Annotated in this window: 21 protein-coding genes, 2 pseudogenes and 1 other annotated feature; of the genes and pseudogenes, 8 read left to right on the forward strand and 15 right to left on the reverse strand. The window is 53.5% G+C overall.

Annotated elements, in window-relative coordinates; all coding sequences use genetic code 11:
- Position 1: 1 nt before the first annotated feature.
- The 4 genes from thrA to yjjY form a co-directional block, all read right to left on the reverse strand.
- Entirely contained in the window at positions 2-2,464 is a 2,463-nt protein-coding gene (thrA, locus tag AC3G3F_RS01130) for a bifunctional aspartate kinase/homoserine dehydrogenase I (RefSeq protein WP_488394288.1), read from the reverse strand.
- Positions 2,465-2,489: 25 nt separating this feature from the next.
- Positions 2,490-2,610 (reverse strand) — a sequence feature (Thr leader region).
- Complete coding sequence (gene thrL, locus AC3G3F_RS01135) at positions 2,546-2,611, reverse strand: thr operon leader peptide (protein WP_001575544.1); 66 nt, start codon at positions 2,609-2,611, stop codon at positions 2,546-2,548. It overlaps the preceding feature by 65 nt.
- 213 nt (positions 2,612-2,824) lie before the next feature.
- On the reverse strand, positions 2,825-3,511 hold the full coding sequence (locus tag AC3G3F_RS01140; RefSeq protein WP_023245615.1) for a tRNA/rRNA methyltransferase: 687 nt from the start codon (positions 3,509-3,511) through the stop codon (positions 2,825-2,827).
- Between the two features lie 399 nt (positions 3,512-3,910).
- Positions 3,911-4,051 carry a YjjY family protein gene (yjjY, locus tag AC3G3F_RS01145; RefSeq protein WP_001541509.1) on the reverse strand — a complete coding sequence of 47 codons (141 nt, stop codon included), beginning with the start codon at positions 4,049-4,051 and terminating at the stop codon, positions 3,911-3,913.
- Positions 4,052-4,146: 95 nt separating this feature from the next.
- Between yjjY and arcA the strand changes: the two genes are divergently transcribed.
- Both arcA and AC3G3F_RS01155 read left to right on the forward strand, forming a co-directional pair.
- Positions 4,147-4,863, forward strand: a complete 717-nt coding sequence (gene arcA, locus AC3G3F_RS01150; RefSeq protein ID WP_001194359.1) for a two-component system response regulator ArcA — start codon at positions 4,147-4,149, stop codon at positions 4,861-4,863.
- Positions 4,864-5,050: 187 nt separating this feature from the next.
- Positions 5,051-5,292, forward strand: a pseudogene (locus AC3G3F_RS01155) (IS4 family transposase); the annotation flags it as partial.
- Positions 5,293-5,408: 116 nt separating this feature from the next.
- Here the strand turns inward: AC3G3F_RS01155 and AC3G3F_RS01160 are convergent.
- Positions 5,409-6,281 (reverse strand): hypothetical protein, encoded by an 873-nt coding sequence (locus AC3G3F_RS01160; RefSeq protein WP_063390092.1) that lies wholly within the window; start codon positions 6,279-6,281, stop codon positions 5,409-5,411.
- Between the two features lie 32 nt (positions 6,282-6,313).
- Between AC3G3F_RS01160 and AC3G3F_RS01165 the strand changes: the two are divergent.
- Positions 6,314-6,682 (forward strand): annotated as a pseudogene (locus AC3G3F_RS01165) (fimbrial major subunit SthE); the annotation flags it as partial.
- 25 nt (positions 6,683-6,707) lie between these two features.
- Here AC3G3F_RS01165 and creA read toward each other — a convergent pair.
- Positions 6,708-7,178: a protein CreA gene (creA, locus tag AC3G3F_RS01170; RefSeq protein WP_023245612.1), complete on the reverse strand. Its 471-nt coding sequence runs from the start codon at positions 7,176-7,178 to the stop codon at positions 6,708-6,710.
- A 212-nt stretch (positions 7,179-7,390) separates the two neighbouring features.
- On the opposite strand from creA, the gene robA reads away from it, so the two are divergent.
- Positions 7,391-8,260: an MDR efflux pump AcrAB transcriptional activator RobA gene (gene robA / locus AC3G3F_RS01175; RefSeq protein ID WP_053529516.1), complete on the forward strand. Its 870-nt coding sequence runs from the start codon at positions 7,391-7,393 to the stop codon at positions 8,258-8,260.
- Here the strand turns inward: robA and gpmB are convergent.
- Entirely contained in the window at positions 8,257-8,904 is a 648-nt protein-coding gene (gpmB, locus tag AC3G3F_RS01180; RefSeq protein ID WP_023245610.1) for a 2,3-diphosphoglycerate-dependent phosphoglycerate mutase GpmB, read from the reverse strand. The two genes, robA and gpmB, sit on opposite strands and share 4 nt — an antisense overlap.
- A 48-nt stretch (positions 8,905-8,952) precedes the next feature.
- Between gpmB and yjjX the strand changes: the two genes are divergently transcribed.
- Positions 8,953-9,468, forward strand: coding sequence for an inosine/xanthosine triphosphatase (yjjX, locus tag AC3G3F_RS01185; RefSeq protein WP_000554304.1), 516 nt, complete (start codon positions 8,953-8,955; stop codon positions 9,466-9,468).
- Between the two features lie 76 nt (positions 9,469-9,544).
- On the opposite strand, the gene trpR is transcribed toward yjjX, so the two are convergent.
- A complete protein-coding gene (trpR, locus tag AC3G3F_RS01190; RefSeq protein ID WP_000192003.1) occupies positions 9,545-9,871 on the reverse strand; it encodes a trp operon repressor in 327 nt (108 codons plus the stop codon).
- Between the two features lie 57 nt (positions 9,872-9,928).
- The gene (gene sltY, locus AC3G3F_RS01195; RefSeq protein ID WP_139386942.1) at positions 9,929-11,866 is read right to left on the reverse strand and encodes a murein transglycosylase; all 1,938 of its coding nucleotides are present in this window, start codon (positions 11,864-11,866) and stop codon (positions 9,929-9,931) included.
- A gap of 208 nt (positions 11,867-12,074) precedes the next feature.
- Between sltY and ettA the strand changes: the two genes are divergently transcribed.
- Positions 12,075-13,742, forward strand: coding sequence for an energy-dependent translational throttle protein EttA (ettA, locus tag AC3G3F_RS01200; RefSeq protein WP_488394289.1), 1,668 nt, complete (start codon positions 12,075-12,077; stop codon positions 13,740-13,742).
- Between the two features lie 80 nt (positions 13,743-13,822).
- Here the strand turns inward: ettA and nadR are convergent, their stop codons facing one another.
- The 3 genes from nadR to serB all read right to left on the reverse strand — a co-directional run bounded on the left by nadR (position 13,823) and on the right by serB (position 17,600).
- Positions 13,823-15,055 carry a multifunctional transcriptional regulator/nicotinamide-nucleotide adenylyltransferase/ribosylnicotinamide kinase NadR gene (gene nadR / locus AC3G3F_RS01205; RefSeq protein ID WP_023245607.1) on the reverse strand — a complete coding sequence of 411 codons (1,233 nt, stop codon included), beginning with the start codon at positions 15,053-15,055 and terminating at the stop codon, positions 13,823-13,825.
- 102 nt (positions 15,056-15,157) lie between these two features.
- Positions 15,158-16,540: a DNA repair protein RadA gene (gene radA, locus AC3G3F_RS01210; RefSeq protein WP_023245606.1), complete on the reverse strand. Its 1,383-nt coding sequence runs from the start codon at positions 16,538-16,540 to the stop codon at positions 15,158-15,160.
- Between the two features lie 91 nt (positions 16,541-16,631).
- Complete coding sequence (serB, locus tag AC3G3F_RS01215; protein ID WP_053509872.1) at positions 16,632-17,600, reverse strand: phosphoserine phosphatase; 969 nt, start codon at positions 17,598-17,600, stop codon at positions 16,632-16,634.
- A 116-nt stretch (positions 17,601-17,716) separates the two neighbouring features.
- On the opposite strand from serB, the gene AC3G3F_RS01220 reads away from it, so the two are divergent.
- Both AC3G3F_RS01220 and lplA read left to right on the forward strand, forming a co-directional pair.
- On the forward strand, positions 17,717-18,361 hold the full coding sequence (locus AC3G3F_RS01220) for a YtjB family periplasmic protein (protein ID WP_000090066.1): 645 nt from the start codon (positions 17,717-17,719) through the stop codon (positions 18,359-18,361).
- Positions 18,362-18,394: 33 nt separating this feature from the next.
- The gene (gene lplA, locus AC3G3F_RS01225; RefSeq protein ID WP_063390088.1) at positions 18,395-19,411 is read left to right on the forward strand and encodes a lipoate--protein ligase; all 1,017 of its coding nucleotides are present in this window, start codon (positions 18,395-18,397) and stop codon (positions 19,409-19,411) included.
- An 83-nt stretch (positions 19,412-19,494) separates the two neighbouring features.
- Here the strand turns inward: lplA and deoD are convergent, their stop codons facing one another.
- The 3 genes from deoD to deoA form a co-directional block, all read right to left on the reverse strand.
- Entirely contained in the window at positions 19,495-20,214 is a 720-nt protein-coding gene (deoD, locus tag AC3G3F_RS01230; RefSeq protein WP_023245603.1) for a purine-nucleoside phosphorylase, read from the reverse strand.
- A 135-nt stretch (positions 20,215-20,349) separates the two neighbouring features.
- Positions 20,350-21,573 carry a phosphopentomutase gene (gene deoB / locus AC3G3F_RS01235; RefSeq protein ID WP_000816451.1) on the reverse strand — a complete coding sequence of 408 codons (1,224 nt, stop codon included), beginning with the start codon at positions 21,571-21,573 and terminating at the stop codon, positions 20,350-20,352.
- 51 nt (positions 21,574-21,624) lie between these two features.
- Positions 21,625-22,947: a thymidine phosphorylase gene (gene deoA / locus AC3G3F_RS01240; protein ID WP_000477846.1), complete on the reverse strand. Its 1,323-nt coding sequence runs from the start codon at positions 22,945-22,947 to the stop codon at positions 21,625-21,627.
- Between the last annotated feature and the right edge of the window lie 104 nt (positions 22,948-23,051).

Consider the following 23,051-nt stretch of genomic DNA (forward strand, 5'->3'; position numbering starts at 1 on the left):
GTTAAACTCCTAACTTCCATGAGAGGGTACGTAACAGATCGGCAAATACGCCCGCCGCCGTCACATCATTGCCTGCGCCGTAGCCACGCAGCACCAGCGGCAAAGGCTGATAATAGTGGCTGTAGAACGCCAGCGCATTTTCACCATTTTTCACTTTGAAGAGCGGATCGTTACCATCAACGTCAGCAATCTTCACGCGGCACACGCCATCCTCTTCGATATTGCCAACATAGCGCAATACCTTACCTTCATCACGGGCTTTCGCCACGCGGGCGGCAAACGCGTCGTCAAGCTGCGGTAGATTCGCCATAAAGTCGGTCACATCGCCGGAGGCGTCAAACCCGTCCGGCAGTACCGGCTCAATCACGATATCGGAAAGCTCCAACTCACGGCCCGTCTCGCGGGCGAGGATCAACAGTTTACGTGCCACATCCATGCCGGAAAGATCGTCGCGCGGATCGGGTTCGGTATAGCCCATCTCGCGCGCCAGGGCGGTCGCCTGTGAGAGACTCATTCCCTCTTCCAGTTTGCCGAAAATAAAAGAGAGCGACCCGGAAAGAATACCGGAGAATTTTTGCAGTTCATCGCCCGCATTCAGCAGGTTTTGCAAGTTTTCGATTACCGGCAAACCGGCGCCGACGTTGGTGTCATACAAGAATTTTCGCCGTGATTTCGCGGCGGCGAAACGTAGCTGATGGTAGTAGTCCATCGACGAGGTATTCGCTTTCTTGTTCGGCGTCACTACATGGAACCCTTCACGCAGGAAGTCAGCATACTGGTCGGCCACCGCCTGACTGGAGGTACAATCGACAATTACCGGATTGAGTAGATGATATTCTTTCACAAGGCGAATTAAGCGCCCCAGATTGAACGGCGCGTTCGCTTGCGCCAGTTCCGCCTGCCAGTTCTCCAGATTCAGGCCATGCACATTGGTTAGCAACGCCTTTGAGTTCGCCACGCCGCATACGCGTAGATCGATGTGCTTGTTCTTCAGCCAGGTTTGCTGACGTTTAAGCTGTTCCAGTAGCGCGCCGCCGACGCCGCCAACGCCAATGACAAACACTTCAATCACCTGATCGGTATTGAACAGCATCTGGTGCGTTACCCGCACGCCGGTTGTAGCATCGTCGTTATTCACCACCACAGAAATGGAACGCTCAGAAGATCCCTGAGCAATCGCCACGATATTGATATTGGCCCGCGCCAGCGCGGCGAAAAATTTCGCTGAAATGCCGCGTAGCGTGCGCATACCGTCGCCGACAACAGAGATGATCGCCAACCGCTCAGTGACTGCCAGCGGTTCCAGCAGCCCCTCTTTCAGCTCCAGATAGAACTCATCCTGCATCGCACGCCGGGCACGCGCGCAGTCACTCTGCGGCACACAGAAGCTGATGCTGTACTCAGAGGAGGACTGGGTAATGAGTACCACCGAGATCCCAGCGCGAGACATGGCGGCGAAAACACGCGCCGCCATCCCAATCATCCCTTTCATCCCTGGGCCGGAGACGCTAAACATCGCCATGTTGTTAAGGTTAGAGATCCCTTTAACCGGCAGATCATCATCGTCGCTGGACGCGCCGATCAGCGTTCCTGGTGCCTGCGGATTGCCGGTATTTTTAATCAGACAGGGGATCTGGAACTGGGCGATGGGCGTAATGGTGCGAGGGTGGAGGACTTTGGCACCGAAGTAAGAGAGTTCCATCGCTTCCTGGTAGGACATCGATTTCAGCAGCCTGGCGTCCGGCACCTGGCGCGGGTCACAGGTATACACGCCATCGACGTCAGTCCAGATTTCACAGCAGTCAGCGCGTAAACAGGCGGCCAGAACGGCGGCGGAATAGTCGGAGCCGTTACGGCCCAGCACCACCAGTTCACCTTTTTCATTACCGGCGGTAAAGCCCGCCATCAGGATCATATGATCGGTCGGAATCTGACTGGCGGCGATACGGCGAGTCGATTCCGCGATATCGACGGTAGATTCAAGGTAATGGCCCACCGCCAGCAGTTTTTCTACCGGATCAATCACCGTGACGCGATGTCCACGCGCCTCCAGGAGTCCCGCCATAATAGCGATAGACATTTTTTCGCCACGGCAAATCAGCGCGGCGTTGATGCTGTCCGGGCACTGGCCCAGCAGGCTGATACCATGCAAAACATGTTTGATCTGCGCGAATTCTTGTTCGACGACGATTTTCAACTGTGCAAGCGGGAATCCCGGCTGCGCGTTGGCAAGCCCTGCGAGCAGATCAGAAAAAATACGTTCGGCATCGCTGATATTCGGCAAAACATCCTGGCCGCCGATGGTTTTTTCAATCATCGCCACCAGATGGTTGGTAATTTTCGCGGGGGCGGAAAGTACGGTCGCTACCTGCCCTTGCCTGGTATTGCTTTCCAGAATATCGGCAACACGCAGAAAACGTTCTGCATTTGCCACTGATGTACCGCCGAACTTCAACACTCGCATGGTTGTTACCTCGTGATCTCTGGTCGAAAAAAAAGCCCGCACTGTTCAGGTGCGGGCTTTTTTCTGTGTTTCCTGTACGCGTCAGCCCGCACCGTTACCTGTGGTAATGGTGATGGTGGTAATGGTGGTGGTGCTGATGCGATTCATGGATGTTGTGTACTCTGTCATTTTTATTTGTCTGTCTTGTATTCCTATATTGGTTAAAGTATCTGCCCGCCTAAGTCAATAATTTTTTAAATTGATCACATTCCGAAACTTGTTCATGTGCTGCTGGCGATATATTTATTTTCGACCAATCCACCCTGTCCCGGCCTCTTGCAACCAGACGTAACCTCTTATTATTTTAAAAATTACAGCACGTTATTTCGTTAGCTTTTTTTCAATATCGTGGACCAAACGGTGCAACATTACCGTGTCTCGCTGTCCCAGCAGGCCGATTCGCTGTTGTAGCCAGTCGGTTAATTTGTGGTCATCAGCCGCCTCCAGAGTCGTTAACAGGCGTAAAAGGCGCGCACGTAATGCCTGTAACTGCGATCCATCAGCAATATCAACGGATTCCGTAGGCTGTTGCATTAAACCTGCTAATTGATAGCAATACACCATGACCGCCTGCCCGAGATTGAGCGAAGGGTAATCCGCCGCCATCGGCACGCCGGTCAACACATCCGCCAGCGCCAGCTCGTCATTGGTCAGACCGGAATCCTCACGGCCAAAAACCAGCGCGGCATGATGCATCCAGCGTGATTTTTCCTGCAATAAGGGAACCAGTTCAGCGGGCGAAGCATAGTAGTGAAATTTTGCCCGACTGCGGGCTGTCGTCGCTACGGTAAAATCAACATCGTGGAGCGCGTCGGCAAGGGTATGGAAAACATCAATATTATCAATAACATCACCAGAACCATGCGCGACCCAACGGGTGGCAGGATCCAGGTGCGCCTGGCTGTCGACAATACGCAGGTTAGTAAATCCCATGGTCTTCATAGCCCGGGCGGCTGCGCCAATATTTTCCGCTCTGGCGGGAGCGACAAGAACGATTGTTACACGCATTTTATTACTCTTTTTGACTAACTTACAGGAAATTAGCTGGTATTTGTCAGCATATTACGCTTCGCGAATTTACAAAATTTTAACGAATGTCACTGAAAAAGTATTTTTGATTCAGTAAAAGACGCTACACTATTGCGTATCTGTACTATTGCCGTTTATGTTAACAAAACATGCTTATCCTGCTGTTTATTTAGGATAATTTAATTTAAAATGGATTGCGCCCTTTGGATTCATCGCATTTATTAGTTGGCTTACGCAACTAGTTGGAATATTGCAAATTTGTGATGAAAGCTAGCATTTAGCTACGATGATTTCATCAAACTGTTAACGTGCTACAATTGAACTTGATATATGTCAACGAAGCGTAGTTTTATTGGGTGTCCGGTACGTCTTAGCCTGTTATGTTGCTGTTAAAATGGTTAGGATGACAGCCGTTTTTGACACTGTCGGGTCCAGAGGGAAAGTACCCACGACCAAGCTAATGATGTTGTTGACGTTGATGGAAAGTGCATCAAGAACGCAATTACGTACTTTAGTCATGTTACGCCGATCATGTTAATTTGCGACATGCATCAGGCAGGTCAGGGACTTTTGTACTTCCTGTTTCGATTTAGTTGGCAATTTAGGTAGCAAACATGCAGACCCCGCACATTCTTATCGTTGAAGACGAGTTGGTAACACGCAACACGTTGAAAAGTATTTTCGAAGCGGAAGGCTATGATGTATTCGAAGCGACAGATGGCGCGGAAATGCATCAGATCCTCTCTGAATATGACATCAACCTGGTGATCATGGATATCAATCTGCCAGGGAAAAACGGTCTCCTGTTAGCGCGTGAACTGCGTGAGCAGGCAAACGTTGCGCTGATGTTCCTGACGGGCCGCGATAACGAAGTCGACAAAATTCTCGGCCTCGAAATCGGCGCGGATGATTACATCACCAAACCGTTTAACCCACGCGAACTGACCATCCGTGCCCGCAACCTGCTGTCCCGTACCATGAACCTGGGTACCGTCAGCGAAGAGCGCCGTAGCGTTGAAAGCTACAAGTTCAACGGTTGGGAACTGGATATCAACAGTCGTTCACTGATCGGCCCGGACGGCGAGCAGTATAAACTACCGCGCAGCGAGTTCCGCGCGATGCTTCACTTCTGCGAAAACCCTGGCAAAATCCAGTCGCGCGCAGAGCTGTTGAAGAAAATGACCGGACGCGAGCTGAAGCCGCATGACCGTACTGTTGACGTCACCATTCGTCGTATTCGTAAGCATTTCGAATCCACGCCGGATACGCCGGAAATCATCGCCACCATCCACGGCGAAGGTTACCGCTTCTGCGGCGACCTGCAAGATTAATTCGGCCCTGGCGCCGAACCGTAAAAACAGCCAGTAAGTCATTCTTACTGGCTGTTTTTTATGTCTCCTTCCGCTGAGTGGCTTCACTGTCCTTCCTGGCCTGCCGTTATGACGTACTCTTTTATACAAAAATTGTCGTATGGCGCTGCTTCTCAACTTGCGAAAACTAAAGTACCTTGCTTACTCGGTACTTAGTCTGCTGGCTACACTGAGCACAATAGTATTATGTCTTCTTGGCTATCACTCTGAAATAAAGGATTATATCTGAGACACCAGGCCAACAAACTTAAATCAAGACGGATTATCTTATACCTGACGTTAGCGAATAATATCCTGCGACGCTCTCCATTAATGTTACGACGAACGATGCTAAGCGTCGCTCTTAACCATCTTGTTAAAGCCTACCGAAATATAGTTTTGGTTTATTAGCACAGATTTTGTGGAGTTCCCTCAGCCCCTACTCGGGGCAACGCCGGACAAGTTTATCGGGGTGTGCGTCACAGTTGTCCATCAGTCAAACATGAGTTGTACTACAGGTAAATGCTTCACTGTGAGTCGACACTTATTATTACTGGTTGCCTCTTGATAACACGACTTAAATAGTTATCCAGAATACATTGTGCTTCCTCATTACAGGCGTATTTTTCCCCTGATGGCGTAAAGAGGTAAGGTGCTATCTCTCTTTGAGTTTCGATAATGATTTCACGGTATTTCTGTTCATAACAATTTTTATGAGGATTTAAGTTGGTATCAAACAGCCATAAATTTTCAGCATCGCGCGCGACTGAGATAACATGAGCGTTATCAATTGTCAGGATCAAACATTGTCCGGCAGAAAGAGAATTCAGTTTGTATCTGACCAGGTCGATATCAAAAGGATGTTCCTGTGCAATATGTCCTAATTTTTCAGCTAATCGGCCATGTGTACACCCCTCTCTGTCCCGGATATGGGTGTTGGAAAAATAAATATCAACCTTTAGGGGCATACCTGTGTCTATAAGACTGCTAAAAATATCAATGATTTCCATCGAACAGTCTTTTCCTGTCATGCCGTTATATCGTACCTGTTCGAAAAAAACATCAGCCTTTTCTTTTCCTCCTCCATTAAGATAAGTAAAGATACCCGCAGAGGTTAATACACAAGGCCCCATAGCCATTTCAGCAGGTTTCAGGACAGCACCTTTAAGCCACTGAAGATTTTCAATAGAAAGTCGATCACTTAGTGGTCGTCCCTCAGACATAGAAATTGGGGCGATAGCAGATTGAGACGCAGATACTGGTAACATAAAACCTCTTAATTTTTCTAAAAAAATAAATATCTGCCCTGGCCGTATGAAAAACGGCTGTGCAATTTCTGCTGACTTATCCGCACTAATGCGACAATACTTGAAATTATACCCAGTATCCAGCAGCGGCATTATTTTTCCACAGACGACCAAGATCTGCCGTAGGCGAAGTGTTGTGGCAATCGGGCTGGGTTTCCACTTCTGAAGTCACAATGGATGGCTGTAGTCGCGATTATAAGGTCGGTTTCTTATATGAGCCCGGTAGCGCGTAGTCAAATACATCAGCGACAATAAATGCGAATGACGGGAACAACACACCAGTATTAAGCACCGATCTTTCCGGCGTAAGAATTGCGATTAAAACCCAAACGAATTCTGGCCCCTACGATAATATCTACCATAATAGCGATAAAACACACTATGTGATGGCCCCCGCCTACAATATTGAACTGGTTGCCTTAGGCGGCCCGGTTGCTTCCGGTACCGCCACATTCCAAAGCCCAATAGCGCGCGTATCCTTTAACCAGACCAGCGGTGCTGCCTACTCTTTCCCTGTTATTACCGCCACGGCATGACAGGCACCGCACTGATGGCGTTTTTCGGCGACCCCTCGACCACTTTGTCGGAGTAGGCCAGATACGCCAGCGTGTTGCGTTTCTCATCATAGAAACGCACGACCTGTAGAGACTTAAATATCAATGAGGTACGTTTTTTGAAAACCACCTCTCCTTGCGCCTTACCGTTCTTAATTTTATCGCTCAGCTCAATAGGCCCAACCTGCTGGCAAGAGATGGCGGCGTCAGACGTATCTTCCGCCAGCCCTAATCCGCCTTTTATGCCGCCCGTTTTCGCCCGGCTAACATAGCACGTCACGTTTTTGACATCAGGATCGTCAAAAGCTTCCACCACGATTTTATGGTCGGGGCCGAACATTTTAAATACCGTATCGACTGAACCAATTTGTTCCGCGCGGGCGATCTGCCCCAGCATCAACAAAATTGAGAAGAGTACTAAGTTCTTGTATTTCATATTGTTACCATTCATAAAAGTTACATTGCACAATTATTAAACATTCTAAAATAAAAGGGTTATAGATCACAGGATTAGAATGATTACGTGTTATGTTGTCCAAAAAAAAGCATTTAAGCTCAAAAAAAACACTGAATGCTAAAAGAACAAAAAATGCTATTATCCTCTTACCTGATATCGGGTGCTCGTTGTTGAAAGGATGGGGATATTTTATGGATCAGGCTGGCATTATTCGCGACCTGTTAATCTGGCTGGAAGGTCATCTGGATCAGCCGCTGTCACTTGACAATGTGGCGGCAAAAGCGGGCTATTCCAAGTGGCACCTGCAGAGAATGTTTAAGGACGTGACGGGCCACGCCATAGGCGCTTATATCCGCGCCCGTCGTTTATCTAAATCAGCGGTGGCGCTGCGTTTGACTGCGCGTCCGATTCTGGATATTGCTCTCCAGTACCGCTTCGATTCTCAGCAAACCTTTACGCGCGCCTTTAAGAAACAGTTTTCTCAGACGCCAGCACTATATCGTCGCTCCCCGGAATGGAGCGCCTTTGGCATTCGCCCGCCATTACGGCTGGGCGAGTTTACCGTGCCGGAACATCAGTTCGTTACGCTGGAAGATACGCAGCTCCTTGGCGTCACGCAGAGCTATTCCTGCTCGCTGGAACAGATTTCCGACTTCCGCCACGAAATGCGCGTGCAATTCTGGCATGATTTCCTCGGTCATTCGCCAACTATTCCGCCAGTGCTTTATGGGCTTAATGAAACGCACCCCAGCCTGGAGAAAGATGATGAGCAGGAAGTGTTCTATACCACCGCGCTGCCGCAAGAGCAGGCCGATGGCTATGTCCAGTCGGCGCGCCCCGTGCTGTTGCAGGGCGGTGAATACGTCATGTTCACCTATGAAGGCTTAGGAACCGGCGTGCAGGACTTTATCCTGACCGTTTACGGTACCTGTATGCCAATGCTGAATCTGACCCGTCGTAAAGGACAGGATATAGAGCGATATTATCCGTCAGAAGATACCAAAACCGGCGATCGCCCTATTCACCTACGCTGCGAATTTCTGATCCCAATTCGCCGTTAACGCTGTAATTCATCCAACGCGGGGGCGTCCAGATGCGAAACGTCCCCTGCGGTTTCTACCACCCAGCCAGATGCCAGCCACTGACTTTCCTGGTAATCGACGCGGGAAATAGAGCAGTTGCGCAAACGTAACCGGCGTTCCGCCCAGGCGGGCAGTCCCAGTATAGTACTGACCAGACAGCCCAACGCGATACCGTGGCTGACCAATAAAGGTCGGCTGCCCTGCGGTAGCTCAAGACAGGACGCCAGCGCGGCATGAACGCGATCGCTCAACTCCTGCATCGATTCCCCACCGGGAATGCGGCCATCCTGCGTGCCGTTGACCAACTGACGACGCCAGCCCTCTTCTTCTTCCGTCAGCGAGTCGATCTGGCGCTTTTCCAGCACGCCCATATCCAGCTCGCGCAGGCGGGAGTCAAAGGTGATATCACAACCGCACGCCCGGGCGATGATCTCCGCCGTGCGTTTTGTGCGGCTTAAATCGCTGCTGATGATATGGGTGATGCCGAGGCTGCGGGCGCGTTCTCCTACCTGCATGGCCTGCTGCTCGCCTTTTGCCGTCAGTGGACTGTCCGATTGGCCCTGAATACGTCGCTCGGCGTTCCACTGCGTTTCACCGTGGCGAACAAGGTATACCTGTAACATGTTTTTTTTCCGTTATACTGCGATGAATTTTTAAAACTGAGCTTAATTATGCACCAGGTTATCTCCGCGACCACCAATCCTGCCAAAATTCAGGCAATTCTACAGGCATTTGAAGAGATTTTCGGCGAAGGATCGTGCCATATTACGCCCGTCGCCGTCGAGAGCGGCGTACCGGAGCAGCCCTTCGGAAGCGAGGAAACGCGCGCTGGCGCACGAAATCGCATCGCGAATGCGCGTTTGCTGTATCCGGAAGCAGACTTTTGGGTCGCCATTGAAGCGGGCATTGATGATGACAGCACCTTCAGTTGGGTCGCGATCGAAAGCGTCGAACAGCGCGGCGAGGCGCGTTCCGCGACGCTGCCCCTGCCAGCCGTTATTCTTGAAAACGTGCGTGCCGGCGCGGCTCTCGGTCCGGTGATGTCCCAATATACCGGTATTGACGAGATTGGCCGAAAAGAGGGCGCCATTGGCGTATTTACCGCCGGAAAATTAACGCGCTCCAGCGTTTACCACCAGGCGGTGATCCTGGCGCTCAGCCCGTTTCATAACGCGATATACCGTTAAACCTGGGCGTTATTGCCGGATAGTATTCGGCCTACGGTAAACGCCGTCTGTTGCCGGCCTGATAAGCGCAGCGCCATCAGGCGTTTTTCAGCAGTACATTCTCAAGCCAATGACGCAGTTCAACCGGCGCGGATTTCAGGCTGTTTGATCCCCGCGTGATGGTGGCGATGCCCGCCCCCAGCTCGGTTTTCAATTCGCGCTGGCTCATTTCGCCCCGCAGCAACTCCTCAATAATGCGCACGCGCGTTCCCAGCGCTTCACGCTCGTCCGGCGTAAGCATTAGTTGTAATAAAGGCAGGTGCAGATCTTCTGCATATGCCTGGCGGAGTAACTCCACAAAACGAAGCCACTCCTGATTACGTTGTTCGGCGATAGCCGATGAATAAGGGGAATGCTGGGTCATGTTATACCGCCGTTTGTACTGTTACACGAGTACAAATGATAACATAACCCGTCCGCATTAATACCGTCGCTGCCACTCAGAGTCGCTCATTAAGGTCTCTTTCTGCCCCATAAAGTGGCGATAGTAAGCGTCATAGGCCAGAACGTTTTTCACGTAGCCGCGCGTTTCCGAAAAGGGAATGCTTTCGACAAACGCTACGGCGTCGATACGCCCGGCGCTATTACCAAGCCAGGTGCGTACTCGCCCCGGCCCGGCGTTATACGCCGCAGAGGCGAAAATGCGGTTATTGCCAAACTGCTGATAGACATACTGCAAATAGTGGGTGCCAATGTTGATGTTGGTCTCCGGCTCCAACAGTTGGCCAGGGCTGCGGTAGTCCGGGATCGAAAACATTTTCACCGTATGGGTGGCCGTCCCCGGCATGATCTGCATTAAGCCGCTGGCCCCCACCGGCGATTTTACTTTCGGGTTCCAGGCGCTCTCCTGGCGGGCAATCGCCATGGCATAGCTTTGTGAGATATCTTTTCCGCGGGTATAGCGTGTAAAAAGATCGTTATACGCCAGCGGGAAACGTTCCTCCAGATGATCCCACAGTTTTCCGGCGATCGTCGCCTGTACGCTCAGATCCCACCAGTGCTGGTTAAACGCATAGCGCGCCAACAGCGCCTGTTCGGATTTAGTACGGCTTTTTACCAGATTCGCCCATTCGCTGCGCGCCGTGTTATCCAGATTCCAGTACATCAGCTCACGTACACGCGCCATCTCCGGCCCCTGTGTCAGCGCGCTGTTTACGTTGGCGGGCGCTTTATCGATTTTAAGGGTGTACTCTTCGCCTAAACGCTGCGCCGCGACCATCGGATAAAAACCGCGCTTCTGCATTAAAGCATGAAGAATCTCTTTCGCTTCGGCGTCACGACCACGCTCCAGCAATAAATCCGCCTGCCAGTAACGCCATTCGTCTTTCTCTTTCGCTTCCATTGGCAGTCGGGCAAGCCAGGTATTGAGGCCGCGACGATCGCCCGTCCCCAGCGCCATACGCACGCGCCGCTCGATAAGCGATGTCGATTGCGAACGCATAATCGCGTCATCGCGCCATTTCGCCTGCGCATCGGTCACATCGTTGCCCATCAGTCGCCAGGCGACGATATCGCGCAGCGCCTGCGTTTGTTCCTCATTAAGTTTCTGCGCCTGTACCAGCGATGGAATCATCAGACGCGCATTTTCCGCGTCCTGGCGTGCAACGCTGGCAAACGCGACTGCCGCCATCTGGCGGGTAAAATCGGTGGCGCCGGTGGCCCGCGCGAAGGACAACACGTTATTAGGGTCGTTGGCCAGGGTAATGATCGCTGAGGCGATCGTTTGATATTCCGCCGGCATCTGTCCGGCCAGCACCGTAACCAGACCGGTATTCCCGGCTTTCATCGCCAGCCGAATACGCTCCAGGTACGCCAGCGGGTCTTGCTTGCCGGAGGCCCGCCAGACGCTGAACAGTTTATCGCAGGCATTCGGCTGGCTTTTGCCGGTCAGCCAAAGGTCTTTCGCGCCCTGCCAGGCCTCTTCCGTTTGCCCGGTGCTCCATTTCGCGTAGTAATAGTTGCATTGCGCTTCCGTGGTGCCGGGTTTCTCCGGGCTAAACGCCAGCAAGCCGCGCCAGTCTTCACGACGCGCCAGTTCATTGACGAAGCGTGATTGCAGCGTACGCGCAGGCGGAAGCGTAGGATTGGTGCGAACAAACTGCGTGACGGCAATCGCCGGTTGGTTCATTAAATCGTCGGTGATCTTACGGTATTCCAGGTACGGATAGAGCGGATAATCTTTCAGACCCGGCATCATCTGCTCTACCACATCCATCTGACGGTTGTCCCAGGCCTGTTTAATCTGCGCATAACGGTTACGCTGCTCCTCCAGTGAGTCGGCCCGCGCGAGGTGACAAAAGATCAGCAGGCATACGCTGGCGGCGATGAGACGCCAGGCAAATGGTTTGGCTCTATCCACAAGCTCTTCCTCAATTGTTATCCAATGCAGCATCATGCCGCGTAATGAATTTATGCTAACCAGTCATAGCCATTTGCGCCACGTTACGGACATTTTTTTACTTTTATTGCGAGTACGATCTGCTGGCTGGGCTTAGGCAGGGAAAAAGGCTACACTTCGCCTTTGAAATCTATTCACCATCACGATAAACATAGAGGCGAAGTCCAACGTGGCTCAATTCGTTTATACCATGCATCGTGTCGGCAAAGTGGTTCCGCCGAAACGTCATATTCTGAAAAACATCTCGCTGAGCTTCTTCCCTGGCGCCAAAATCGGCGTACTGGGCCTTAACGGCGCCGGTAAGTCTACCCTGCTGCGCATCATGGCGGGTCTCGATACTGATATCGAGGGCGAAGCGCGCCCGCAGCCTGGCATTAAGATTGGCTACCTGCCGCAGGAACCTCAGCTAAATCCTGAACACACGGTACGCGAGTCGATTGAAGAGGCCGTTTCTGAAGTGGTTAACGCTCTCAAACGTCTGGGTGAGGTGTACGCGTTGTACGCCGATCCGGATGCCGACTTCGACAAGCTGGCGGCAGAGCAAGGCCGGCTTGAAGAGATTATCCAGGCGCACGACGGACATAACCTGAACGTCCAGCTTGAGCGCGCCGCTGACGCCCTGCGTCTGCCGGACTGGGATGCCAAAGTCGAAAAACTGTCCGGCGGTGAGCGCCGCCGCGTGGCGCTGTGCCGTCTGTTGCTGGAAAAACCAGATATGCTGCTGCTCGACGAACCGACTAACCACCTGGATGCGGAGTCCGTGGCCTGGCTGGAACGCTTCCTGCACGATTTCGAAGGCACCGTCGTGGCGATTACCCACGACCGTTACTTCCTCGATAACGTCGCCGGCTGGATTCTGGAGCTTGACCGCGGCGAAGGTATTCCGTGGGAAGGCAACTATTCCTCCTGGCTGGAGCAGAAAGATCAGCGTCTGGCGCAGGAAGCGTCTGCCGAAGCGGCGCGCCGTAAATCCATTGAGAAAGAGCTGGAGTGGGTGCGTCAGGGCGCGAAAGGCCGTCAGTCGAAAGGCAAGGCGCGTCTGGCTCGCTTTGAGGAGCTGAACAACGTTGAGTATCAAAAACGTAACGAAACCAACGAACTGTTTATTCCACCTGGACCGCGTCTGGGCGACAAAGTCATTGAAGTCAGCAACCTGCGTAAATCCTACGGCGATCGCGTGTTGATAGACGACCTGAGCTTCTCGGTACCGAAAGGCGCTATCGTCGGGATCATCGGGCCGAACGGCGCGGGTAAATCGACCCTGTTCCGCATGATGTCCGGTCAGGAGCAGCCTGATAGCGGCACTATTACACTGGGTGAAACCGTCAAGCTGGCCTCGGTCGATCAGTTCCGCGACGCGATGGATAACAGCAAAACCGTCTGGGAAGAAGTGTCCGGCGGGCTGGATATCATGAAGATCGGCAACACCGAAATGCCGAGCCGCGCCTATGTAGGCCGCTTCAACTTCAAAGGCGTCGATCAAGGCAAACGCGTTGGTGAGCTGTCCGGCGGTGAGCGCGGTCGTCTGCATCTGGCTAAACTGCTGCAGGTGGGCGGCAACGTCCTGCTGCTCGACGAACCGACAAACGACCTGGATATCGAAACCCTGCGCGCGCTGGAAAACGCCCTGCTGGAGTTCCCGGGCTGCGCGATGGTTATCTCGCACGACCGTTGGTTCCTTGACCGTATCGCCACCCACATTCTGGATTATCAGGATGAAGGTAAGGTGGAATTCTTCGAAGGTAACTTTACCGAATACGAAGAGTACAAGAAACGCACGCTGGGCGCCGAGGCGCTGGAACCGAAGCGTATCAAGTACAAACGTATCGCCAAATAAAAGCCAGAATGCCGGGTGGCGCTTGCGCTTACCCGGCCTATGCCAGGCCCGATAAGCGCAAGCGCCATCGGGCAAAAAGTTTATCCCTGCTCCCCCATCATCTCTTTCACCAGCTCCACGCAGCGCAAGAAGCGGCCATCGTAATCAGCCTCTTTAACGTGAACAAACTCAATGTTGTTCTCTTTCAGCATCTCGACCAACAGGCTCTGGAATGCTTTGCGATCCACTGAACTGCCCAGGCTTCGCAGTCCGTCAGCTACCCACGGCGTATTGTTCTCCAGCAAAATCACCAGGTCGAAGCGATATTCGTCAATCAGCGCCTGGACAAACGGATGCTCACGCCCTTCGTATTTTTTGCAAAATGCCTGGGTGGTGACGAAGTCGGTATCGATGAACGCCACTTTGTTAGCATATTTCACTGCAAAATCAATATATTGCGCATGACCCAGCGCGATTTTATCGTAGTCGGAATATTGTAACGCCATCTCATCGCCGCCCAAATGCGAAAAGACATAGTCGCGGCCATATTCCCAGGCGCTGGTGGTATTAAAAATATTGGCGAGCTTATTGACCAGCGTAGACTTGCCGCTTGATTCCCCGCCCAGAATAGCGACGGTACGCACGAAAAACGGCTTCACTTCGGTCGGAATATATTCCCAGTAACGAAACGGATTTTCGCGGATTTGCGCCCCGCTGATATTCATAAATGTGCGTTCAGGATCGACCAGTACCGTCTCAATCCCTAAATGCTCAAGGTACTGCGGCGCATCGGCCTCTTCGGAAGTGTAGATCCAGCTCGGCTGTATTCCCTTCTCTGCCATAAACGCTTTAATGCCGTTGCTCCAGACGTCCCAGCCATGCGGGTAAGGCTCCATCCCCTCTTCATTAAAGGCGTGGATACGAATATTTTTTTGGTATTTGAAGGTTTGCAGCAACCAGCGCAGGCGATCCGACACGGTGGGCTGCTGCGACATGGCGCTATCCTCAAACAGTCCGCGATCGCGCGTATCGTCATATCCCATAATGATGTGCAACTCATCCACCTGGCTACAGGCGCGCTGGATCAAATAGATGTGTCCGGTATGCAGTGGATAAAATTTACCGAACACCACGCCAATGTTTTTCTGCTGGCGGGGAAACTCCAGCCCGAGGAAACGGTGCAGCGCCTCCAGTTTTTGCGCGCTGGGACTTTTGATTTTGGCGTTAAGTAACTGACTCAGATACCCCTTGGTCATACCGCTGGCGTCAGCCACCTGTTGCAGAGTGCAACCTTGCTGCTTAATCGCGGTTTTGAGATAGTCGAACGATGACACAAGAGCCTCCTGCAAAAAAAGATCGTAGGCCGGATAAGACGCTCCGGCGTCGCCATCCGGCAACGCTACGCCTGATGGCCTACATCAAACACATACAGATTATTATAAGTCGTCAAAGACGCTTAACGCATCTGCAAGCTTTTTAACGCCGAACACCTGCATTCCTTCCGGCGGCTTTTTCGGTACGTTGGCGGCAGGCACAATCGCCCGACGAAAACCGTGTTTCGCCGCCTCGGAAATACGCTCCTGCCCGCTCGGCACCGGACGAATCTCGCCTGCCAGCCCCACTTCGCCAAACACCACCAGATCCTGCGGCAACGGCCTGTCACGCAGGCTGGAGACCATCGCCAGCAGTAAAGCCAGATCCGCGCTGGTTTCGGTGACTTTCACGCCGCCGACCACGTTGACGAAGACGTCCTGATCCGACATTTGCAGACCGCCGTGTCGGTGCAGCACCGCCAGCAGGATTGCCAGACGGTTTTGTTCCAGACCGACCGCCACGCGTCTGGGATTCGCCATCATCGAGTGATCGACCAGCGCCTGAATCTCCACCAGCAAGGGTCGCGTACCTTCCCAGACTACCATCACTGAACTGCCGGAAGTGACCTCATCGCCGCGGCTTAAAAAGATGGCGGACGGATTGCTCACTTCGCGCAACCCCTGTTCGGTCATAGCAAAGACGCCCAGCTCATTGACTGCGCCAAAGCGGTTTTTATGGCTGCGCAGAGTACGGAAACGAGAATCGGCGTCGCCGTCGAGCAGCACAGAGCAGTCGATACAGTGTTCCAGGACTTTCGGCCCCGCCAACGACCCGTCTTTGGTAACGTGGCCAACCATCACGATCGCCACGCCGCGCGTTTTGGCGAAGCGCGTCAGGTAGGCTGCCGTTTCGCGGACCTGGGCAACGCTGCCCGGCGACGACTGGATGTCCGCCATATGCATCACCTGTATGGAGTCGATAACCATTAGCTTCGGCTGCTCTTCTTCCGCAATCAGGCAGATCTGCTCAATACTGGTTTCGGACAGCATATTCAGATTCGCCGTCGGCAGGCCGAGACGGTGCGCGCGCATTGCCACCTGCTGAAGCGACTCTTCGCCGGTGACGTAGAGCGTTTTCATCTGCTCGGCGAGTTTACACAGCGTTTGCAGCAGCAATGTTGATTTGCCCGCGCCGGGATTACCGCCGATCAAAATGGCGCTGCCGGGCACTACGCCGCCCCCCAGTACGCGGTCAAACTCCTTGAAACCGGTAGAAAAACGCGGCAGCGCCTCAAGACTGATATCAGACAGTTTCTGGACTTTTGATACGCCCGCACTGCCGGCGTATCCGCTCAGACGTTCGTTACGGGCGACAGTGGGCGATGCGGCAACACGCATTTCCGTGATGGTGTTCCAGGCATGACAGGCGCTGCACTGCCCCTGCCAGCGTGGGTAATCGGCACCACATTCATTACAGACAAAGGCGCGTTTGGGAGCTTTCGCCACGATATACCTCTTTCGTTAACACGTTTGCCGGATAACGACGCTAACACGTCTTAGCCGACCTACAAAATGAACGCCCCATCCGGCAATGTCATTATTTCTGGTTCATGCTGCCGGAGAGAATGCAAAACACGCCCATCAGGTCAGCGTGACGGATTGTAATCTCCGTCTTTTCGTTTACTTTTGGCTTGGCATGGAAAGCAATTCCTAATCCTGCCGCTTTGATCATTGGCAGATCGTTAGCGCCATCGCCAATCGCCACCGTCTGCGCCAGCGGGATGTCATGCTCTTGCACCAAACGAAGCAAGGTATTGGCTTTATACTCGGCGTCTACAATATCGCCGATAACATGACCGGTAAATTTACCGTCCATGATCTCCAGCTCGTTGGCGACCGCCGCCGTCAGGCGTAGCTTGTCACGCAGATAGTCGGCGAAGAAAGTGAAGCCGCCGGACGCGATAGCGACTTTCCAGCCGAGCGTTTCCAGTTTTAGCACCAACTGTGTTAATCCTGGCATTAGCGGTAGATTCTCGCGCACCTGGCGCAAAATATCGGCATCCGCGCCTTTCAGCGTCGCCACGCGGCTGCGTAGGCTGGCGGTAAAATCAAGCTCGCCGCGCATCGCACGCTCGGTGACTTCAGCCACCTTCTCTCCGGTACCGGCCAGCTTAGCGATTTCATCGATACACTCAATCTGGATCGCCGTGGAATCCATATCCATCACCAGCAGCCCAGGCGTGCGCAGATGCGGAATTTTACCCAGCGGCGCGACATCCAACTGTGCCTCATGCGCCAGCCGCGTCGCACGCGGCGTCAGCGACCCCGCCAGGCGAATAACCTGATAATCCTCCACGCACCAGGCGGCGACAATCACCATTGCGGCGCCCAGTTTGGTCTGATATTGGGTTAAACGCTGCTTATCCAGCCCGCGCCCATACAGCAGCCAACCGCTGCGGCCTGCGTGGTAATCCAGAGGCATCACCTCGTCGCCGCTTAAAGAAAGAGGCAAACCAGGCCATAAAGAGACATCTTCAGGCAAATCGCACCAGGTAATGTTAGGCATTAAAGCTCCTGTAAATCGTTCAGGCCGGTAACCGCCCCGCGGAAAATAACGCATGAGGCTACCTTGTAACCATCGCTTCTGGCAACATTAAGCCTCAAATTTTCAGCAGGTGGAATATGGCTCGCGCAAAACTGAAATTTCGGCTGCATCGTGCAGTCATTGTATTGTTCTGTCTCACACTGCTCGTCGCGCTCATGCAGGGCGCTTCATGGTTTAGTCAAAACCACCAGCGACAGCGCAACCCGCAGTTGGAAGAGCTGGCCCGCACGCTGGCGCGCCAGGTGACGCTCAACATCGCCCCGCTGATGCGCAGCGAAACACCGGATGAAAATCGCATCAACGCCGTGCTGCGTCAGCTCACGCAAGAGAGCCGTATTCTGGATGCCGGCGTCTATGATGAACAGGGCGATCTTATCACTCGCGCAGGCGAAAGCGTCAACGTGCGCGACAGGCTGGCGCTGGATGGCAAAAAAGCGGGCAGCTATTTTAACCAACAAATTGTCGAACCTATCCAGGGGAAAAACGGCCCCTTGGGCTACCTGCGTCTGACGCTGGATACCCATACGCTGGCGACCGAAGCGAAACAGGTGGATAACACCACCAACATTTTGCGCCTGATGCTGCTGCTTTCGCTGGCGATAGGCGTGGTGCTGACACGCACGTTGTTGCAGGGTAAACGCACCCGCTGGCAGCAGTCACCCTTTCTGTTAACAGCCAGCAAGCCTGTTCCGGAAGAGGAAGAGCATGAGAAAAAAGAGTAAAATGACGGCTTAATAAAGGTAAGGAAAACCACCATGACAACGTTACGCCTGCTTATTTCTGACTCTTACGACCCCTGGTTTAACCTGGCGGTAGAAGAGTGCATTTTCCGCCAGATGCCTGCCACCCAGCGCGTGCTGTTCCTGTGGCGCAACGCGGATACGGTGGTCATTGGACGCGCGCAAAACCCGTGGAAAGAGTGTAATACGCGTCGTATGGAAGAAGATAACGTCCGTCTGGCTCGCCGTAGCAGCGGCGGCGGCGCGGTATTCCATGACCTCGGCAATACCTGCTTTACCTTTATGGCCGGTAAACCGGAATACGATAAAACCATCTCCACCCATATTGTGCTCGCGGCGCTGAATTCGCTGGGCGTCACGGCAGAAGCCTCCGGGCGTAACGATCTGGTGGTGAAAACCGCCGAAGGCGACCGCAAAGTCTCCGGTTCCGCCTATCGAGAAACCAAAGATCGCGGCTTTCATCACGGTACGCTGTTGCTGAACGCCGATCTTAGCCGTCTGGCGAACTATCTCAATCCGGACAAGAAAAAGCTGGCCGCCAAAGGCATTACCTCTGTGCGTTCACGCGTCGCGAATCTTACCGAACTGCTGCCGGGCATCACCCATGAGCGAGTATGCGCCGCGGTCACGGAAGCTTTTTTCGCGCATTATGGCGAACGCGTCGAGGCGGAAGTGATCTCACCGGACAACACGCCGGATCTGCCCAACTTTGCGGAGACATTCGCCCGTCAAAGCAGTTGGGAGTGGAATTTCGGTCAGGCGCCCGCCTTTTCACATCTGCTGGATGAACGCTTCACCTGGGGTGGAATAGAGCTGCATTTCGACGTCGAGAAAGGCCATATTACCCGTGCGCAAATTTTTACCGACAGTCTGAACCCGGCACCGCTGGAAGCACTGGCGGAGAGGTTACAGGGCTGTCAATACCGCGCGGAGGTACTGCAACAGGCGTGTAGTGCGCTACGGGTTGACTTCCCGGAACAGGAAAAAGAGTTGCGCGAATTATCGGCGTGGATTGCACTGGCAGTGCGCTAATAAAAAGCCCGCTGGCGCTGCGCTTAGCGGGCCTCCAAAACCGTAGGCCGGGTCAGGCGAAGCCGCCACCCGGCCCACAGCCCTTACTCTTTATCGCCCAGCAGAACGGATTCCAGCGCGATTTTGATCATGTCGTTGAAGGTGGTCTGACGTTCAGCGGCCGTAGTCTGTTCGTGAGTACGGATATGGTCGGACACGGTGCAGATAGTCAACGCTTTCGCGCCAAATTCCGCGGCAACGCCGTAGATGCCCGCCGCTTCCATTTCCACGCCCAGAATGCCGTATTTTTCCATCACGTCGAACATTTCACCGTCCGGAGAGTAGAACAGATCGGCGGAGAACAGATTACCGACGCGTGCGTCAACGCCCAGCGCTTTCGCTGCGTCTACCGCATTACGTACCATGCCGAAATCGGCAATCGCTGCGAAATCGTGATCTTTAAAACGAATACGATTCACTTTGGAATCGGTGCAGGCGCCCATGCCAATAACCACGTCACGCAGTTTAACGTCCATACGCACTGCGCCGCAGGAGCCGACGCGAATAATTTTCTTGACGCCGAAATCGGTGATCAGCTCTTTGGTATAGATAGAGCAGGATGGAATGCCCATACCGTGGCCCATCACGGAGATCTTGCGGCCTTTGTAAGTCCCGGTGAAACCTAACATGCCGCGCACGTTGTTCACTTCACGCACGTCTTCAAGGAACGTTTCCGCAATATGTTTCGCACGCAGCGGGTCGCCCGGCATCAAAACGACGTCAGCGAAATCGCCCATTTCTGCATTAATATGTGGGGTAGCCATTATTATTTCCTTTTAATTAATCAAACACCTTTACCAGGCGTAGGCCGGATAAGCGTAGCGCCATCCGGCAATATATTCATAGCGAGCGCCTGATGGCGGCGATGCCTTATCAGGCCTACAGGTTGCAACACGGTTTTAAAGCATGTTTTTACCGTATTCCATTGGCGATGTGCCAAAGTAGGTCGCCAGCGTCTGGCCGATATCCGCAAAGGTTTCACGGTGGCCCAGCGAGCCTGGTTTCACTTTCGGGCCGTAGATCAGCACCGGAATGTGCTCGCGGGTGTGGTCCGTACCGGTCCAGGTCGGATCGCAGCCGTGGTCAGCGGTCAGGATCAGAATGTCATCTTCCCCCACCAGCTCCATCAATTCCGGCAGACGACGGTCAAACAGTTCCAGTCCCGCAGCATAGCCCGCAACATCGCGACGGTGCCCCCAGGAGGAGTCGAAGTCAACGAAGTTAGTGAAGACGATGGTTTTATCGCCCGCCTCTTTCATCTCTTTGAGGGTGGCGTCGAACAGCGCATCCAGACCGGTCGCTTTCACTTTTTTGGTGATACCGCAGTTGGCGTAGATGTCGGCAATCTTACCCACGGACACCACATGGCCCTGTTTTTCATCGACCAGTTTCTGCAACACGGTCGGCGCTGGCGGTTCTACGGCCAGGTCGTGACGGTTGCCGGTACGCTGGAAGTTACCGGCCTTGTCGCCGATAAACGGACGCGCGATCACACGGCCAATGTTGTAGCCGCCTTCGGTCAGCTCCTCACGGGCGATTTCGCACAGCTCGTAGAGTTTATCCAGGCCAAAGGTCTCTTCGTGGCAGGCAATCTGGAACACGGAGTCAGCGGAGGTATAGAAAATCGGCTTGCCGGTTTTCATGTGCTCTTCGCCCAGTTTGTCCAGAATAACGGTCCCGGATGAGTGGCAGTTACCGAGATAGCCCGGCAGGTTGGCGCGTTTCACCAGCTTATCCAGCAGCTCCTGCGGGAAGCTGTTTTCGTGATCGCTGAAATAACCCCAGTCGAACAGCACCGGCACGCCAGCGATTTCCCAGTGGCCGGACGGCGTATCTTTGCCGGAAGACAGTTCGTGCGCCCATGCGTATGCGCCAATGACGTCCGCGTTGCCGTCCATACCTGCGGCAATTTTACCGGTAGAACCTTCATGCGCTTTCACCAGCCCCAGACGAGTCAGGTTAGGCAGATTCAGCGGGCCTTTACGGCCATTGTCAGCTTCGCCTTTGGCACAAGCTTCTGCGATGTGGCCCAGCGTGTCGGAACCTACGTCGCCAAAACGATCCGCGTCTTCAGTAGCGCCGATGCCGAATGAGTCCAGCACCATAATAAATGCACGTTTCATATCTTCTCCGTACTTAGTGCTTCAAAAATAATTGATCAGATCAGTATACAACTATTCAGTAATTCGACGATAGACCGAAGGTGTGCTTGCTGGCGCTTTATCGTCAAGGATAATTGCCGCTTTGACGGCCTTCGCCGCTTCCTGCCAACTGGCTTCGTCTTTGGCATGAATCACTGCCAGCGGGCGCTGTCCATCAATGCTGTCGCCCAGACGCGCCATATCGGTAAAACCGACGCTGTAATCAATAGTGTCTGACGCCTGGCGACGACCGCCGCCCATCGAGACGACCGCCATTCCCAGCGCACGCGTATCCATCGCGCTGATAAACCCTTCGGTATCAGCATATACCGCTTTGCTCAACATGGCGGTCGGCAGGTATTTATCGTAGTTCTCAACGAAATCGCTCGGGCCTTTCTGCGCTGCCACCATACGACCAAAGACCTCTGCCGCTTTACCGTTATCCAGCACCGCCTGTAATTTCGCCCGCGCTTGCGCATCATCTTTAGCAAGCTGACCGGAGATCAGCATCTCCACGCACAGCGCCATGGTGACGTCAAACAAGCGCGGATTGCGGTACTCGCCAGTCAGGAACTGCACCGCTTCGCGCACTTCCACCGCGTTACCCGCGCTCGAAGCCAGCACCTGGTTCATGTCGGTTAACAACGCCGTGGTGCGAACTCCCGCGCCGTTCGCCACGCCGACAATCGCTTCAGCCAGCGCTTCCGAGAGTTCATAGGTCGGCATAAACGCGCCGCTGCCGACTTTTACGTCCATCACCAGCGCATCCAGCCCTTCGGCCAGTTTTTTGGCGAGGATGGAACCGGTGATCAGCGGAATAGAGTCCACCGTCGCGGTAATATCGCGGGTGGCGTAAAAACGTTTGTCCGCCGGTGCAAGCGAGCTGGTTTGCCCAATAATCGCCACACCCACGTCTTGAATAATTTCGCGGAAACGGTTGTCGTCCGGGAAGATATCGAAGCCCGGGATCGCTTCCAGTTTATCGAGTGTACCGCCGGTATGTCCGAGGCCGCGACCGGAGATCATCGGCACATAGCCGCCGCAGGCCGCTACCATTGGCCCCAGCATTAGAGACGTCACGTCCCCCACGCCGCCGGTCGAATGCTTATCGACAATCGGGCCATTGAGATTCAGGCTTTTCCAGTCAAGAACAGTACCGGAATCCCGCATCGCCATGGTCAGCGAAACGCGCTCCGGCATGGTCATATCGTGGAAGAAGATGGTCATCGCCAGGGCGGCAATCTGTCCTTCCGAGATAGTGTTGTCACGAATACCGTTGATAAAGAAACGAATTTCTTCGTCACTCAACGCATGACCATCACGCTTTTTACGAATAATTTCTTGTGCGAGAAACACGATACCCTCCTGAGGGAAAAGAGTAGAAGGCCGGCTTTAGGCCGGATTAAGCGCAGCCGCCATCCGGCATCAAACCCACTTGCCGGATGGCGCTACGCTTACCC

The organism is Salmonella sp. FC25216 (assembly GCF_057751355.1).